Raw genomic sequence first — 16,146 nt, 5'->3', positions numbered from 1 at the left:
TGTTGAATACCTTGCCGAAAATCCTTTTTTGTTGGGCAGCTGATTCATAGGGTAAACATGACCAGAGGATGACCAGCAGAAAACAGAATTTCCGAATCGTCGCAATCATTTGTTAAGATTAAGGTGAAGAAACAGGCAGTGAAATAAATTCAAAAAGGACGAACTTTTCGGAAATTCAACGGAAACGTTTCCGTAGTTACAGTTGGAAGATCTACTATTGTTAGTAGTAGAAAAGGGATCGCTATATCGTTTTAAATGGAAAAAAATTGTCTTTAGCCGGGAATTTTTTTTGAAAGCTTTAAGAAATAACGGAATGGCTGTCGGTATAACCTGCAAAAGGTATATGTGTTAAAATTATTGACCTTGTTACTGCCTGATAAAGGAGTGTTGTCGTTAGACAGCGATACCCTGCCGAATTACCACAATGAGATGTGGTTATTTTTGACCGATTGGTATAAAATGATACTTTTGTGCTCTAAACAGCAAGTATGTCGGGAAGGAACCGTTTGTTTGATGAGGAAAAAGCGCTGGGGCAGGCAGCGGAAGTCTTTTGGATAAAAGGCTATGAAGCGGCGTCAACTGAAGATCTGTTAAGGGCTATGGATATGAACAAAGGCAGTTTATACAATGCGTTCGGCAACAAACGGGAATTGTTTATAAAAGTGTTTGAGTGGTTTGCCCAACGGTTTATCCGCAACATGAAGGAAGTGTTTGCAAAGCAGGTCAACACTGTTGAAGCGCTCAGGATAATATTTCTGCAGGTGGCCTATCCCGATGACCCCATGGAGCATACAAAAGGTTGTTTCTATGTAAACATCCTGGGAGAAACAACCGGGATGGACCCAGACCTGGAAAAAATTGCCAAAGAAAAACTGATAGAAATTGAAAGGTTGTTCCATAAAGAATTAACGAAAGCCCAGAAGGTGGGACAACTGACCAGCACCATTCAACCAGCCTTATTAGCCAAACACCTGTTGAATTTGTGGAACGGGATCAATATCACAAGAAGATTATACAGCGAAAAAGAGCTTGAAAAACTGGTAGAATTGAATCTGCAACTCTGCTTTGACACAAACCTCACAACATGAGTACAACAATAAAACCACCGTTCACCCGGGAAACCGCGCTGGCGAAAGTGAAACTGGCCGAGGATGCCTGGAACACCAGAAACCCTGAAAAAGTAGCCCTGGCTTACAGCGTTAATTCAGAATGGCGGAACCGCACCGAATTTTTTACCGGCCGCGAAGCCATCAAAGAATTCCTGACCCGTAAATGGCAAAAGGAGCTCGACTATAAATTAATGAAGGAGCTGTGGTGTTATACCGACAACCGCATTTCGGTTCGTTTTGAATACGAATGGCGCGAGGCCGGTGGTCAGTGGTACCGCACCCATGGCAACGAGCATTGGGAATTTGATGAAGAAGGGCTGATGCGCCGCCGCGATATGAGCGCCAATGAGTACCCCATAGAGGAAAAGGACAGAAGATATAAATAAGTCTATCTGGCGCAGTTTTAGCACAATACGTAACGGCTGTCTTCGTAATGGGAGGTGGCCATTTTTTATGGCGGCATACAACCACTGGCAGCGCAAAACCATCTTGCAATCATTTGGTTAAAGGAATCAATTGTAATAACAGCATTGGAATTTTTTTATAATTTTATCACATGCGGCTTAAAAAGCTCCGGTCTTTTATTGGCAAACTAAGCGTGCTGGGGGTATATCTGCTTTTTTTAATAGTTCAGCTGAACTTAAAGTATACCTTTAGCTATGACAGTGGCGCGCATGTAACTTCCATCACCAATGTTGATCCCGCGAATGCCAGGAGCGGTAAGATTACCATCACACTAAAAAAGCTCTCGGTATTTCAGCCGCGGTATAATAAACGATACCTCCACCAGGATACTTTCCAGGTTCCCTTTCTTTCCAAACAAGAACCCGTAGCATTTATTGTAGATCCCAGGCCTGTATATTACCAGGTTTCGGTATTACAGGATCCTATACTACTACATGCATTCCTGCGGGGCCCGCCTACAGCATAACACATATTTCCCTTACTAAGACTACCGGCTCATTTAATGCAAGCACCGCTTGCATTACTATCCTCTTATTTGAAACTTTAATGCAGGTGACCTGGTTGCTGTTTCAGCACCGCGGGTCATTACATCCATTCGTATGACATCATTTAGAAAAGCGAATTTTCTTCTCCTGTATATAATGGGACTGTCGGTTATTGGGTTGAATGTACAGGCGCAAACCGATACCTGTGCATGTGGTTTGAAAGAACTACTGGACCGCGTGAATACCCGGTCTGCCTTTCTCACGGCCGACTCTGCCGCTATTTTAATATAGCTGGCTCAGGAAAATGCAGCCCGGTTCAACCGGTTGCCTGAATTTAAGTTGAATGCGCAGGCCGATCTGGGTACCAATAATAACTTGCCAGGTGGTTATTTTTCTTATGGCATTGTGCCGGGTAATTCAAGGGTGCGCAATGAAGGCAACAGCTCTACCATTTTAACCGACCTCGCCATTGCTTCCGTTAATTGGACACTCTATGATTTTGGTGAGGACAATGCCCGTCGCCAGGTGGCAGCTTCCGAAGTGCAGGTGGAACAATCAAAATTTAACCAAAGCAAATACCAGTTGCAGGCGATGGCCATCGATAACTATTTGCAATGGCAACGAACGGAGGAATTGCTGAACATTCAATTGCTGCATATCCAGCGGAATAAAGAAATACAACATTCGGTAATGGTGCTGGCAAAAAGCGGCATCAAAGCCGGAGTGGATACCAGTATAGCTGAAGCGGAGATCTCGAAGTTGCGGTTGAATTATGTTGAATTAAAAGGCCAGCGCGAACAATACAAATTAATGCTGTCGGCTATTGCTGATATTCCCATTGAACAGCTGCAGGCAGATACCAATTTTATCAACAAACTCGTTGCGCAGGAACAAACGCTGCCGGCGCCCGCTGATTCAGTAATGACCGATCATCCGTTGTTGAATTATTACCATTCATTATACCAGAACAGTCTTGACAAGGAACGCCTGGTGAAAAAAAGTTATTTGCCAACCGTTTCCTTACAAGGCGCAGTTTGGGGCCGGGGAAGCAGTGTCAGCAGCCGTGATCAATTCAGATCATTATCGAAGGGTATTGGGTTGGAACGCGGCAATTACCTGGTGGGTGTTGGCATTACGTACGATCTTTTCGATCTGAAGCGTAAACAGGTACAATTAAAAACCCAGGAAGCAGCTACGGATTATGCGCAGAAACAATTGCAACGCCAACAGATGCTGTTACACCTCAGCGAAAGCAAGGTAGATGCGCAACTGGTAACGGCAGAAGAAAGGTTGCAGGAAATTCCGCATCAGCTGGCGGCAGCGCAGGCCACATACCGGCAACAACTTTCTTTGTACAGGAACGGCCTTACCAGTATCCTGGAGTTGAATACGGCGTTGGCCGTATTGTACCGGGCTGAAACAGATTATATAAAGGCAAAGTACATGTATTGCCAGTCGCTGTTTGAAAAAGCCATTACCAGCAACCAGGTTCCCACTCTTTTACAATTCACCAATTAACCAGGTAGTATGTCATTAGTATCCTCGGCTTTAAAAAAGCCAATTTCCAATATAGTGATCACCGTCAGCCTGTTGTTTTTTTCGGTGCTGGCAGCGCTGAAAATGCCGGTTGATATCTTTCCGCAGTTAAATCTGCCTACGATCTATGTCATTGAAAGTTATGGCGGCATGTCGGCCCAGCAAATGGAAGGTTTTTTTGCCACCCGGCTGCAGGACCAGTTCCTGTATGTAAATGGCGTGAAGAACATCAGTACAAAGAACATCCAGGGGCTCACGATGCTGAAGCTGAGCTTTTATGAAAAAACAGATATGGCCGAAGCATCGGCGCAGGTAGCCTTGCAGGTGAATCGGGCCATGAAGTTTTTTCCACCGGGCGCCCTGCCGCCACAGGTGGTTAGGTTCGACGCCTCTTCGTTGCCAGTGGGTGAGTTGGTTATCTCCAGTAAAACCCGCAGCCTGAAAGAGATTTACGATCTGGCAGCTACGCGTATACGTCCATCCTTTGCGAATGTGGCCGGGTTAATGGCCCCGCCGCCCTTTGGCGCCAATTCAAGAGCCATTACCGTAAATGTGGATCCCGATAAATTACGCAGTTATAATTTAACTGCCGATGAAGTGGTAACGGCCCTTGCCAAATTCAATGTGATGTCTCCATCAGGTAACCTGCGGCTCGATAATACCATGTATGTTACCACCATCAATACACTGGTAAAAAATGTAACTGAATTTGGCGATATACCGATTGTTACCAAAAACGGCGTACCGGTTTTAATAAAAGATGTAGCCCGTGTGGCCGATGCCGCGGATATTACGGTTGATTACGCCCTCATCAATGGCAAACGCTCAGTATATATTCCGGTAGTAAAAACAGCCGATGCCTCAACCTGGCAGGTGGTGAAAGATCTGAAAGCAAAACTGCCCGATATTCAAAGTCTGTTGCCCGACGATGTAAAAGTTACCTACGAGTTTGACCAATCGGTGTTTGTGGTGAATGCGGTTAAAAGTCTGGCCACAGAAGGCGCCCTGGGCGCCTTACTGACCGGTTTAATGGTGTTATTGTTCCTGCGCGATCTGCGCAGCAGCCTCATCGTTGTAATTACCATCCCGGTTTCAATATCTATAGGATTACTATTGTTAAGCCTGTTTGGGCAAACGATCAATATTATGACCTTGAGTGGACTGGCATTGGCAATTGGTATTCTCGTTGATCAGGCAACGGTGACTATTGAAAATATTCACCAGCACCTGGAGATGGGTAAAAATAAACGGCAGGCCATCTACGATGCCTGTGAGGAAATTGCCTTCCCGCTGTTATTGATCCTGTTGTGTATCCTGGCGGTTTTTGCGCCTTCTTTCCTGATGAGCGGTGTGCCCAAAGCCATGTTCTTACCGCTGTCACTTTCCATTGGCTTTACCATGATCGTTTCCTACATCGCCGCACAAACCCTGGTGCCAATTCTCAGCAATTGGCTTATTAAGGCCAACCGGTACCAGCATTATCATCATGGTTCGGTGCATGCGCATGCAGGACAGGCGCTCGATTCGGGTGAAATGAAACAGGTGAGCATGCACCTGGATAAAGAACACAAAGAACCGGAAAAGAACGATCTGTTTGAACGGGTAAAGTTGCGGTATATGCGTTTTCTGCAACGGAGTATGAAGCGCAGGAAGATCACAGTGGTTACTTACCTGGTATTGGTGCTGGCAATGGCCGCTGCAGCGTTTGTAGTCATAGGTAAGGACATGATGCCCAAACTCAACAACGGTCAGTTCCAGGTACGCATAAAAGCACCCGACGGAACCAGGCTGGAACGTACCGAAGAAAAATTACGCCGGGTATTACAGGTGATCGATAAAACGGTGGATCACCATGTAAGCATTACTTCGGCCTATGTAGGCATCATTCCCAGCAGCTATGGCACCAGTAACCTGTATATATTCAATACCGGCACCCACGAAGCCATCCTGCAGGTAAACCTCGATGAAAACTACAAAGTGAATATGGATGAACTAAAGGATGCATTGCGTAAGAACATTCATCAGGAAGTACCGGATGTAAAAGTGCTGTTCGAACCCATCGATATGACGGAGAAGATCATGAGCCAGGGCGCGGCAACGCCTATCGAGATCAGAGTAGCGGGTAAGGACATGCAGGAAATAGAAAAATACGCTACCAGAATAATGGATAGCCTCAAAGCCATTCCATATTTACGCGATGTACAAATAGCCCAGCCGTTGAAATTCCCTGTCGTGTCTATTACCATCGACCGGTTAAAAGCGGCCCAGTTTGGTTTGAATGTACAGGATATTGCCCGTTCGGTAACTGCCAGCACCTCATCGAGCCGGTTTACTGAAAAGAACCAGTGGCTGGATGAAGACAAAGCCTATACCTACCAGGTACAGGTGCAAATACCCGAATACGTGATGAATACCATGGATGAGCTGAAGGAGATCCCATTGATAAAGGGACAAAGCAGTCCGGTATTGGGTGATATTGCTGCATTTAAAACTACCTATGTGCCGGGTGAGTACGACCGCTCAGGCCCCAGACGCTTCCTCACCATAAACGCCAACATTTTCAGGAAAGACCTGGGTAAAGCAACCAGTGATGTAGAACAGGTATTGCAATCCGTAGGCGCCCCGCCAAAAGGCATAATAGCAGACGTACGCGGTATGTCGAACCTGTTGTCAGAAACGCTGTTAAGTTTGCAAAGTGGATTGCTGTTTGCCGTGCTGGTAATGTTCCTGTTGCTGGCAGCCAATTACCAGTCATTTAAATTATCGCTTACGATACTATCAACCGTTCCTGCGGTGATCGTAGGGTCGTTGGTCGCGTTATTGCTTACCGGTTCCACCCTGAACCTGCAATCGTATATGGGCATGATCATGAGCACCGGGGTATCGGTGGCCAATGCGATTTTGATTGTTACCAATGCAGAAAAGTTACGGCTGGAATATCGGGATGCGACAAAAGCGGCGATCACGAGTGCGGGCATCCGGTTACGCCCCATCTTAATGACCAGTTTTGCGATGATCGCCGGGATGATCCCGATGGCCTCAGGCATGGGCGAAGCCGGTGAACAATCTGCGCCACTGGGCCGTGCAGTGATAGGTGGATTGGCCGCCTCTACATTGGCCGCCCTGCTGGTTTTGCCGCAGGTATTTGCCTGGGTGCAACGAAAGGCATCTTATAAATCGCCTTCCCTGATGCCTGAAGAAGATCATAAAGAACATGTAATGAATGGAAAATCAAACCCAACAATCAATACAACAATAAATAGTCAAGCATGAAAAATATTTGGGCAGCAATAATATTCAGTGTGCTGTTATCCGCCTGTGGTCATGTGGAAAAACCCGTTGACCTTACCGTGAAATCGGCTGCGGCCAATGAAGCCGGTAAATATGAAACAGGCAGGGTGACCGAAAACACGTTAGCGAGCTATGTAAAACTTCCCGGACAATTAAAACCTTTTGAGGAAGTGAACCTGTATGCCAAAGTAAATGGGTTTGTAAAGGATGTTTTGGTTGACAGAGGTACAAAAGTAAGAAAAGGCCAGGTGCTGGCACAACTGGACGCACCCGAAATGGAATCGCAGGTGCAACTGGCCAATTCAAAATTTTTACAGGCGCAGGAGAATGCCGTGGCCAGCAAGGAAAAGTACCGCCGCTTGAACGAAGCCGCAAAAGAGCCGGGCTCCGTAGCGCCATTGGATCTCGACAATGCTCTGTCCCGGATGAAAGCAGACGATGCCATTGTAATGGCCGAACGTTCGAATGTGGATGTAATGAAGAAATACAAAAACTATCTTACTATTACTGCGCCTTTTGACGGCGTTATTATTCAACGGAACATTTCTTCCGGCGCACTGGTGGGGCCGGGCGGCAAATCGAACGATCAGCCTATGCTGGTGTTACAGCATTTGCAAAAACTCAGGCTGGAAGTGTATATTCCTGAAGCATATGTTGACCAGGTTGATTTGAGCAGACCGGCGAGTTTTGTTTTCAATTCCATGCCAGAAAAAACACACGAAGCAAAGATCAGCCGTTCTGCCAATGCGCTGACCGGTTTGCGTGCTGAGGCCATTGAAATAGATGTTCTTAATGATAAGCAGCTATTCAAACCCGGTATGTATGCAGAAGTAAAAGTGCCGCTGTTGTCCCAGGCGAGATCTTTACTCATTCCCAATAACGCCATCGTACGTTCAACCGAACGGCAATACGTAGTTACAGTTAAAGAGGGGAAAGCGCATTTGATTGATATAAAAGAAGGATTGAAAGCAAAAGACTCCACTGAAGTATTTGGTGGCCTTACCGGTGGTGATGAAATATTGCTACATGCTACAGATGAAATAAAAGAAGGAACAACTATTAAATAGTCCCTATAACAAGTGTGTATTTGTTTCTACGGTCTCCAAAAGCAAATGAGTCCTGGCGATATACACCAGGACTCATTATTGTTAAAAACCACTGGGTAAACATTGAATTACTTCAAGCCCCATAGTTCTATTTTGGCTTTTGAATTGGTAGCATTCGAGACTGTGTGATAAACAAATGTTACATTCTTAATTTCAGCGCTGCCGTTCTTCAATTCAATTGTTTTGCTTTCAGCACCAGGTTTGTATTCGGTATTCAGGGCAACATCCTCAGTTCCACCGCCTTCATAGCTTACCTGCATGCTTTCCATTTTAACAGGGGCGTCTTGTACCTTTACCTGAAGCGCTTTGTATCTATCCTTACCAAGGATAATAAATTTGTCCTTATCGGTTTTAAAATCAACCCTGGCGTCGCCAATCTTATGCCAGCCTGCCTTGTTATTAGTAATAACCTCTGGTTTTTGCGCATGCACTAAAGTAAAAGTAAGGAACGTAGAGACTAATAATAAAACGAATCTTTTCATGGTTGACTCTTTTTAAGTGAAATAAGGGTACTAAAGCAAAATCCATTCCCTGCCACAAAAAAGGATCGCCACATCGGCGATCCAACCCCCATAAAAACACTAAAAAAACATTGACCGGTTATAAAATTTTTGACACAAAGTGTCTTTATGTTTTGTTAAAAAAGGATCGCAATAATGCGACCCTTTCGGTTTGCCTGAACCTCGTTGTTACACACATAAAAACCCGGGCAAAGAACAGGAAACCTGTAGGATAAGAATGCCTCCTTACGGGAAGGCTATGGTTAATGGTTAGTTTGCACAGCTAAGTTAGTAAGCCTGGCAGTGTACAGGAAATCCGGTTTGTCACGAATTCTCTAAGCATCCTGAGCGTCCTGAGCGAAGTCCAAACGCGGTTTAACTCAGACACGATTAAGAGCATTACCGGGAACGTTTGCATAGAAAAAATGCCCATATTTATATAAAATCGGTAAATATGCCGGTTGCCGGATATTAAAGAACTGCTTAACGATATGGTATTTGCTTGCAAACATATTTTCTCCCTTATATTGCTTTTATTGGTGGTAGCCACCGTTGCTGCCCAACCAAAGTGTAAAGTGGAATATTTCTCTACCGAAAACGGACTTTCTCACCAGTCGGTAACCAGTACCATCAAAGACCGGGAAGGATTTATGTGGTTTGGTAGCTGGGATGGCATTAACCGGTTCGATGGCCGTTCGTTTATTTCCTTTAAATCATTCCCCGGCGATAGTTCGCAATTGGGAAGCGATCGTATAGACCAGATAGTAGAAGACCAGGCAGATCATTTATGGATACAGGCTTATGACCGGCATGTGTATCGCTTCGATAAAAAAAGCGAACAATTTTTGCCGCTGTATAATTTCATCAATCAGGATAGAAAACAACAGATCACTTTTAGCAAAATACTGAAAGCTGCCAATGGCTGGGTGTGGTTGCAGGCGGTAAATGAAGGCGTGTATTGTGTGCCACAAAAAGATAGTAAGCCCGGCAGTATGATCGCTTACAAAAAGGGATTGCCAATCGATCATAGTTTACCTTCCAATGATATCAATTTCTTTTATGAAGACAAGGAAAAGAAAATATGGGTAGGAACGGCTGGCGGATTGGCTTGCCTGGTGCCCTCCATCGCCGGTGAGTATAAAAACAGCCATATAAATATTCCCCGCATTACTGATGCCGATTTCACAGTTGTTGTAGAAGATACAGAACATTTGTATTTCGGTACTGCCGATGGCCAACTGATCATCTATAATAAAGACGCAAAAAGTTTTTCTCCATATAAAATATCCGGCGATCACCTGCAGGGTTTATTGTGTTCACGAAATGCAGCTGTTATTTACGCAACTACAACCACCGGGCAGTTGATTTCCTTCAACCTTGATGATAAAAAGATCACTACAAATATTTATTCACCTGCGGTTCCACTTCATTCCCTGTATGAAGACCGGAAAGGATATATCTGGATAGAACCACACAGCGAAGGTGTTATACGTTTTGATCCTGTCAGTAAATCCTTCAATCATTTCGTCAGGCAGAACACAGATCGCCTGAACGCCATCAACAACCATGTAAGGTTTTGGGAAGATAATAATGGCCTTGTATGGTGCCTGATGAAAGGGGGTGGCTTTGGATATTATAATGCTGCCAGCGGAAAGTTTGAATATACCCTGAGTACGCCCGATGCAGGCATTACCACGCTGCCCGCCAATGTGTATTCAGTTCATTTTGATAAAGCCGGCGTTTTATGGTTGACCACGAATGAACGGCAGCTTATTAAGATCATATTACAGTCGAATGTATTTCAACAGCAATTGTTGATTGAGCAGGGTATTTCTAAATATGATAACGAAGTGCGCGGTATTTTTTATGATAAAAATAACCGCCTGTGGCTGGGTGCAAAAAGTGGTAAATTATACGTTTATCAAAACGGTAAAATGATAACCGGACTTTTTGATAACGAACCGGCAAAAGGGTTGGGACTGGTATATACTATAATGCAGGACAGCCAGGGAAATATCTGGCTGGGCACAAAAGCAAATGGGGTATATAAAGCCAGGCCGCTTAATAAGGAAGGAACAAAATATCACCTGCAATATTTTCTTCCCATAAATAAAAATGGTGGCAGCCTGCCCTGCAAGGAGGTGTATGCGCTGCTGGAAGACAAACAGGGCCGCATCTGGATCGGATCTTTTGACAAAGGAATATACCTGGTAAAAGAAGAGGGAGATATTGTACAGTTTCTGCCCGGTGCTGGTTTGTTTAAAAATTATCCAAAAGATGCGTATCCCAAGATCCGCCATATGGCGTTGGATGCAAACGGCAATATTTGGGCGGGCACTACCAATGGTTTGTTATTACTGCAAACCAGTAATGGAGCAGGTACCTGTTCCATTTATCGAAAAGTACCTGGCGATAAAAACAGCCTGGGGAATAATGATATCCAGTTTGTTTTCCGCGACTCGAAAAACAGGATGTGGCTGGCTACTTCCGGTGGAGGCTTTTGTCTGGCCATGGGTAACCAGCCATTTCAATCGTTACAATTCAGGAACTATACAACAAAAGACGGCTTGCCCAATGACTATGTTTTGAGTTGCGCTGAAGATGTGCAGGGCAATTTGTGGCTGGCTACGGAGAATGGTTTATCGAGGTTTGATGCAGCGCATACTATTTTCAGGAATTATGATTCGTATGATGGATTACCGGGAGTCAGTTTTTCAGAAGCGGCCGCCTGTTCGCGGTTACCCGATGGACAATTGGTATTTGGTTCCACCAGGGGCAGCATTTCCTTTGATCCCGTTCGCATCAATAATGACCGCATTGCCGCCAACATAGCCTTCACCAATTTGCAGATCAATAATGAAGACGCCGGCCCGGAACGAAATGATTCGGCGCTTACCTTGAAATACAACCAGAACATTATTAGTATCGAGTATGCTATTTTGGACCAACGTGCAGGTAACAGGCATGAGCTGGTGTACCGCTTGTTGGGTTTTGACAGTACCTGGCACAGCGACCGGCAACAAAGAAGAACTACTTACACCAACCTGCCGCCTGGAGAGTATGTGTTTGAAGTAAAAAGTATCAGTACCGATCTGTATTCGAACACACCGTATAAAAGTGTCGCCATTACTATTCTGCCACCACCATGGAAAACCTGGTGGGCATATCTCATATATATAATATGTATTGCAATCTTGTTGGTGATCATCAGGCGATACGCCCTGGCCATGATACGACTGCGCAACAAAATAGCCATTGAAAAAAGACTGGCGGCCCTGAAGATGAATTTCTTTACCAATATTTCCCATGAACTGCGAACACCGCTTACCCTGATCATTAATCCCATTGAGCAACTGTTGCGTAAGGAGAAATTATCTACAGAAGGCGCAGCCTGGGTAGAGGTGGCGCGCAAAAACGCCAACCGCATGGTGCGCTTCATTAATCAGTTGCTCGATCTGCGAAAGGTGGAAAGTCACCAGGCAACTTTGCATATTTCAAGAGTGGAAGTAGTAAGTTTTGTGCAGAAGATCAGTGAACATTTTAACGAGGCATTGCGCAGCAAACACCTCAACCTGAATATTAATGCAGATCCGAAAGAAATAATAGCCTGGGTAGATGCGGAAAAACTGGACATCGTGATCTTTAATCTGCTGGCCAATGCGGTGAAATTTACGCCTGAAGGAAAATCGATCACGATCACTATCTCACAACTGCCGGCCGAACAAAGTTTTTCAATTGCCGTGAGCGACCAGGGGCCAGGTGTTGATGCCGGCAAACTCAAAGATATTTTCGATCTCTTCTATGAAGCCGATCATCCAGGCCCTACACAAAAAGGTTCCGGCATTGGATTGGCCCTGTCGAAGGAGTTGGTGCATTTGCATGGCGGTGATATTTGGGCGGTAAATAATGAAAAAGGCGGCCTCACAGTTGCTGTAAAAATAAAACAGGGTACAGGTCAAAATAAACAGGAAGAACCTGTTGTCTCAGCATGGCATCATGAAATGCCTGTATATATTGAACAGGAATATTTGGAACACTCGCATTTGGAACAATCATCAGCCAGCCCGCAGGCGCCACTGGTATTACTGGTAGAAGATAACGATGAATTGCGCACCTTCCTGAGCAGTCAGTTGAGTGAATTTTACCGGGTTGAGGTGGCCAAAAATGGCGAGGAAGGCTGGAAGAAAGCTGTCCAGCTGATCCCGGATCTGATTTTGAGCGATATTATGATGCCGGTGATGGATGGCATTCAAATGCTGGATAAGATAAAGAACGACATCAATACCAGCCATATCCCGGTGGTGTTGCTGTCGGCCAGATATTCCATTGAAAGCCGGATGGAAGGGTTACGCTATGGAGCCGACTGTTACATTACCAAACCCTTTCACAATGAATTTTTGATTGCCTCCATCGACAACCTGTTGCGTCAGCGGAAAAAATTATTCAATTCCCTGGTGAATAAGAAGCCATCCACCGAACTGAGTCCTTCACCCATTGTGGTTACCTCGGGCGATGAAACTTTCCTGAAAGAAGTGATTCGGGTGGTAGAGGATAAAATGACAGATCCCGGTTTTAATATGGAAACCATTGCCGAAAGCATGAACATGAGCCGGTCTTCATTTTATAAAAAATTCAAAAGTCTAACCGGGTTAACCACCGTAGAGTTTGTGCGCGATATGCGGTTGCAGCGTTCCAAACAATACTTCGATGCAGGCAGTACCAACATCGCCGAGGTGGCGTATTGGTCGGGCTTCAGTAACCCCAAATATTTCAGCACCTGTTTCCGGGAGAAGTACCAGGTGTCGCCATCTGACTACCTGAAAACAAAGAATTAAAGTTCAGCGTTCACTGTTCAGCGTTCAGAGTTGCCGCGATGAGGCCTTTGCCCTCTGCCCTTTGCCCTTTGCCGATTCATTCTTCATGATTTATTAGCGCCTGATTATCAATAAGGCATTTATCATGAACGAAAAAACAAACCTTTCAAAGTAAAATGTGAACCTCTTTTCAGCGGCTTACAAATAGGTTTGGTCCTTTCATCAAACCCAAACTGCCAGCTTGCATATGAAAAGAAACCTCTCTTTTTTAGGGCTCCTGTTCTTTTGTGTGAACATAGCATGGAGCCAGACGCGGACCATAACAGGACGTGTAATTGCAGATAGTACAAAATTGCCTTTAAGTGATGTATCTGTAGGTGTAAAAGGAAGTAAGATCGGCGTCAAAACCGACAATGACGGCAAATACAGCATCTCCCTTCCTGCCGAAGGAAATCCCACACTTGTTTTCACGTCCGTTGGCTATACCAGCCATGAAGTGACAGTTGGTCAGAAAACGACCATCGATATCACGCTCATAAAAACTTTTGGGTCAATGGATGAGATCGTGATCATCGGTTACCAGGCTGTAGCCAAAAAAGATCTGCTGGCTTCCAGTTCGCAGGTTACTTCAAAAGACCTGAAAGATAATCCGCTGAACAACATTGCCGAAGTTTTACAGGGAAAACTGGCTGGGGTGCAGATAACCATGTCTGAAGGCGCGCCGGGCGCAGATGCCGTGATCAATGTACGTGGCCGGGGATCTATCACTCAAACTTCTGAACCATTGTATGTGGTGGATGGGGTGATTACCGACAATGCATGGAATGTTTTAAATCCCCAGGATGTTGCCTCCATCAACGTATTGAAAGATGCGGCTTCCACTGCTATTTATGGTTCAAGAGGCGCCAACGGGGTAGTGGTGATTACCACCAAAGGCGGTAAAAATACCAATGGCAGAACGGTTGTCAATTACAATATGTATTATGGTGTTCAGCAACTGGCACAAAAGATACCCATGATGAATGCGTATGATTTTGTAGAATACCAGTATGAAAAAAGTATGTGGCGGGCCGATAGTTCAATTACCCGCTATACTGGTTCTAATGTATTATGGGATGGGGTACAGGCTTATAAAGATTATCCAACTTACGACTGGCAGGAACGAACAATGGGTAAGAACGCATTGCAATCTTCACATAACATAAGCTTATCGGGGGGCAATGCCAATACCACCTATAATTTAAGTGTAACGGCCAACAAACAGGAAGGTATTCTTATCAATTCCGATCTCGATAGGAAAAACCTCGCTTTCCGCCTCGACCACAAAGGGAGTGAAGACATCTTTCGCTTTGGGTTTACCGCCCGGTATACCGATCAGCGGATCAACGGGGCCGGCACCTCAGATGCTGGTGGCGCCGGTTCAAACCGGTTACGTCAATACACCCGTTACAAACCACTTATTTTAGCAGGTGAAGAAGAAGACACTTATGACGCTACGCTCGATCTGCAAAATGCAGGGAACGGTTTCAATATCCTGAACCCCGTTTTGCTGGCAAATGCAGAAACAAGAAAACGGCTTAATACCCAGCTTAATTTAAGTGCTTATGTCCAGATCAACCTGGCAAAGAACCTTAGTTTGCGTTCAACCGTTGGCGTCAATTCAACCCGCACCAGGAACCAGGCCTTTGATGATACATTGACAAACAATGCCAAATCATACCAAAAGATGCCATTGATCTCGCTCGGCAGCCAGGAAGGGTTGCAAATATCGAATTCAAATGTATTGACTTATTTGAATCCCTCCTTCCTGAGCCCTAAAGGGTATTTCTCAGTACTGGTGGGACAGGAAACGCAGAAAACAGTAAACACTACTACGCAACAGGATATCCGGTATTTCCCGGTTGGCACTACAGCCGACCAGGCATTCAACAACCTGCAACTGGCTGCTGCTTCCACCAGTGCGTTTCCGCAGCCGTTGGCAGGCTCAAGCCGTGTTCCTACCTCCCTGGCATCTTTCTTTGGAACTATCGACTATAATTACGATCAACGTTATTATGCCAAATTCACCCTGCGTGCAGATGGTACCTCTATCTTTGGTGAAACCCACCGGTGGGGGTATTTCCCTTCAGGCGCTGTGGCATGGCGCATTAGCCGCGAGAATTTTTTCAAAAGTAACCTGATCAACGACCTGAAGCTAAGGTTTACGTATGGGGGAGCAGGTAATAACCGCATTACGCCATTCTCTTACAGAACGCAGTACACTTCACCCGCAAATGGCGGCTATGGTTTAAATGGTGCGCTCAACGGTATCTTTATACCAGCCAACCTGGGTAATGAAGAGCTGATGTGGGAAAGCCAGGTGGCAAAGAACGTTGGCGTTGATCTGTCCATGTTCAATAACCGGCTTTCTGCTACCATCGACGGGTATATAAATAATTCGAGCAAACTGCTGCTAAATCAGGCCATCCCTTCTTCCTCGGGTTATATTAATCAGTTTCAGAACACAGGTTCTACAAGGAATATCGGGTTGGAATTACAACTCTCAGGCAACATTGTAAGCACCAAAAATTTTAATTACAATGCCAGCTTCAATATTGCCTTTAACAAAAATAAGATCACTTCACTTGGTCAAAACCAGCAGTTATTGCGTAATTCAGGCTGGTTCAGCGCTAATAACTTCCCCGCTGACTACATGTTGAAAGTGGGCGAACAGATTGGCGCCATGTATGGCTATGTGAATGATGGCTATTATACGCTCGATGACTTCGATGCTGTACCATTCTCCAATCCTTTATATCCGCAATACAACACCCAGTACATTTTGAAAAAAGATGCGGTTA

10 protein-coding genes are annotated in these 16,146 nt (G+C 45.1%); 9 read left to right on the top strand and 1 reads right to left on the bottom strand.

Features of this window, described 5'->3' with window-relative positions:
• Positions 1–488 precede the first annotated feature (488 nt).
• The 7 genes from ACJ751_RS10465 to ACJ751_RS10435 all read left to right on the top strand — a co-directional run bounded on the left by ACJ751_RS10465 (position 489) and on the right by ACJ751_RS10435 (position 7,953).
• Positions 489–1,088, top strand: coding sequence for a TetR/AcrR family transcriptional regulator (locus tag ACJ751_RS10465; RefSeq protein WP_407745439.1), 600 nt, complete (start codon positions 489–491; stop codon positions 1,086–1,088).
• Positions 1,085–1,495 (top strand): nuclear transport factor 2 family protein, encoded by a 411-nt coding sequence (locus ACJ751_RS10460; RefSeq protein WP_407745438.1) that lies wholly within the window; start codon positions 1,085–1,087, stop codon positions 1,493–1,495. Before ACJ751_RS10465 ends, ACJ751_RS10460 begins: the two co-directional genes overlap by 4 nt.
• A 170-nt stretch (positions 1,496–1,665) precedes the next feature.
• Positions 1,666–2,040 (top strand): hypothetical protein, encoded by a 375-nt coding sequence (locus tag ACJ751_RS10455; protein WP_407745437.1) that lies wholly within the window; start codon positions 1,666–1,668, stop codon positions 2,038–2,040.
• A 133-nt stretch (positions 2,041–2,173) separates the two neighbouring features.
• Entirely contained in the window at positions 2,174–2,350 is a 177-nt protein-coding gene (locus ACJ751_RS10450) for a hypothetical protein (RefSeq protein ID WP_407745436.1), read from the top strand.
• A gap of 33 nt (positions 2,351–2,383) precedes the next feature.
• Positions 2,384–3,577, top strand: a complete 1,194-nt coding sequence (locus tag ACJ751_RS10445; RefSeq protein WP_407745435.1) for a TolC family protein — start codon at positions 2,384–2,386, stop codon at positions 3,575–3,577.
• A 9-nt stretch (positions 3,578–3,586) separates the two neighbouring features.
• Positions 3,587–6,868 carry an efflux RND transporter permease subunit gene (locus tag ACJ751_RS10440; protein ID WP_407745434.1) on the top strand — a complete coding sequence of 1,094 codons (3,282 nt, stop codon included), beginning with the start codon at positions 3,587–3,589 and terminating at the stop codon, positions 6,866–6,868.
• Positions 6,865–7,953: an efflux RND transporter periplasmic adaptor subunit gene (locus tag ACJ751_RS10435; protein WP_407745433.1), complete on the top strand. Its 1,089-nt coding sequence runs from the start codon at positions 6,865–6,867 to the stop codon at positions 7,951–7,953. The genes ACJ751_RS10440 and ACJ751_RS10435 overlap by 4 nt, the downstream gene beginning before the upstream one ends.
• 107 nt (positions 7,954–8,060) lie before the next feature.
• Here ACJ751_RS10435 and ACJ751_RS10430 read toward each other — a convergent pair whose 3' ends face one another.
• On the bottom strand, positions 8,061–8,474 hold the full coding sequence (locus ACJ751_RS10430; RefSeq protein ID WP_407745432.1) for a hypothetical protein: 414 nt from the start codon (positions 8,472–8,474) through the stop codon (positions 8,061–8,063).
• A 509-nt stretch (positions 8,475–8,983) separates the two neighbouring features.
• Between ACJ751_RS10430 and ACJ751_RS10425 the strand changes: the two genes are divergently transcribed.
• Both ACJ751_RS10425 and ACJ751_RS10420 read left to right on the top strand, forming a co-directional pair.
• The gene (locus tag ACJ751_RS10425; protein ID WP_407745431.1) at positions 8,984–13,327 is read left to right on the top strand and encodes a two-component regulator propeller domain-containing protein; all 4,344 of its coding nucleotides are present in this window, start codon (positions 8,984–8,986) and stop codon (positions 13,325–13,327) included.
• Positions 13,328–13,553: 226 nt separating this feature from the next.
• The coding region (locus ACJ751_RS10420; RefSeq protein ID WP_407745430.1) for a SusC/RagA family TonB-linked outer membrane protein at positions 13,554–16,146 on the top strand (2,593 nt) is incomplete at its 3' end.

This window comes from Niastella sp. (assembly GCF_045805085.1).
GTDB lineage: Bacteria > Bacteroidota > Bacteroidia > Chitinophagales > Chitinophagaceae > Niastella.
Note: the sequence above shows the minus strand (reverse complement) of the source record. Positions and strands in the feature narration are given on the sequence as shown.

Excerpts from the sequence above, each read along its gene's own strand:
- ACJ751_RS10465 (WP_407745439.1), top strand. The coding sequence starts at position 489 with ATGTCGGGAAGGAACCGTTTGTTTGATGAGGAAAAAGCGCTGGGGCAG.
- ACJ751_RS10460 (WP_407745438.1), top strand. The coding sequence starts at position 1,085 with ATGAGTACAACAATAAAACCACCGTTCACCCGGGAAACCGCGCTGGCG.
- ACJ751_RS10455 (WP_407745437.1), top strand. The coding sequence starts at position 1,666 with ATGCGGCTTAAAAAGCTCCGGTCTTTTATTGGCAAACTAAGCGTGCTG.
- ACJ751_RS10450 (WP_407745436.1), top strand. The coding sequence starts at position 2,174 with ATGACATCATTTAGAAAAGCGAATTTTCTTCTCCTGTATATAATGGGA.
- ACJ751_RS10440 (WP_407745434.1), top strand. The coding sequence starts at position 3,587 with ATGTCATTAGTATCCTCGGCTTTAAAAAAGCCAATTTCCAATATAGTG.
- ACJ751_RS10435 (WP_407745433.1), top strand. The coding sequence starts at position 6,865 with ATGAAAAATATTTGGGCAGCAATAATATTCAGTGTGCTGTTATCCGCC.
- ACJ751_RS10430 (WP_407745432.1), bottom strand. The coding sequence starts at position 8,474 with ATGAAAAGATTCGTTTTATTATTAGTCTCTACGTTCCTTACTTTTACT.
- ACJ751_RS10425 (WP_407745431.1), top strand. The coding sequence starts at position 8,984 with ATGGTATTTGCTTGCAAACATATTTTCTCCCTTATATTGCTTTTATTG.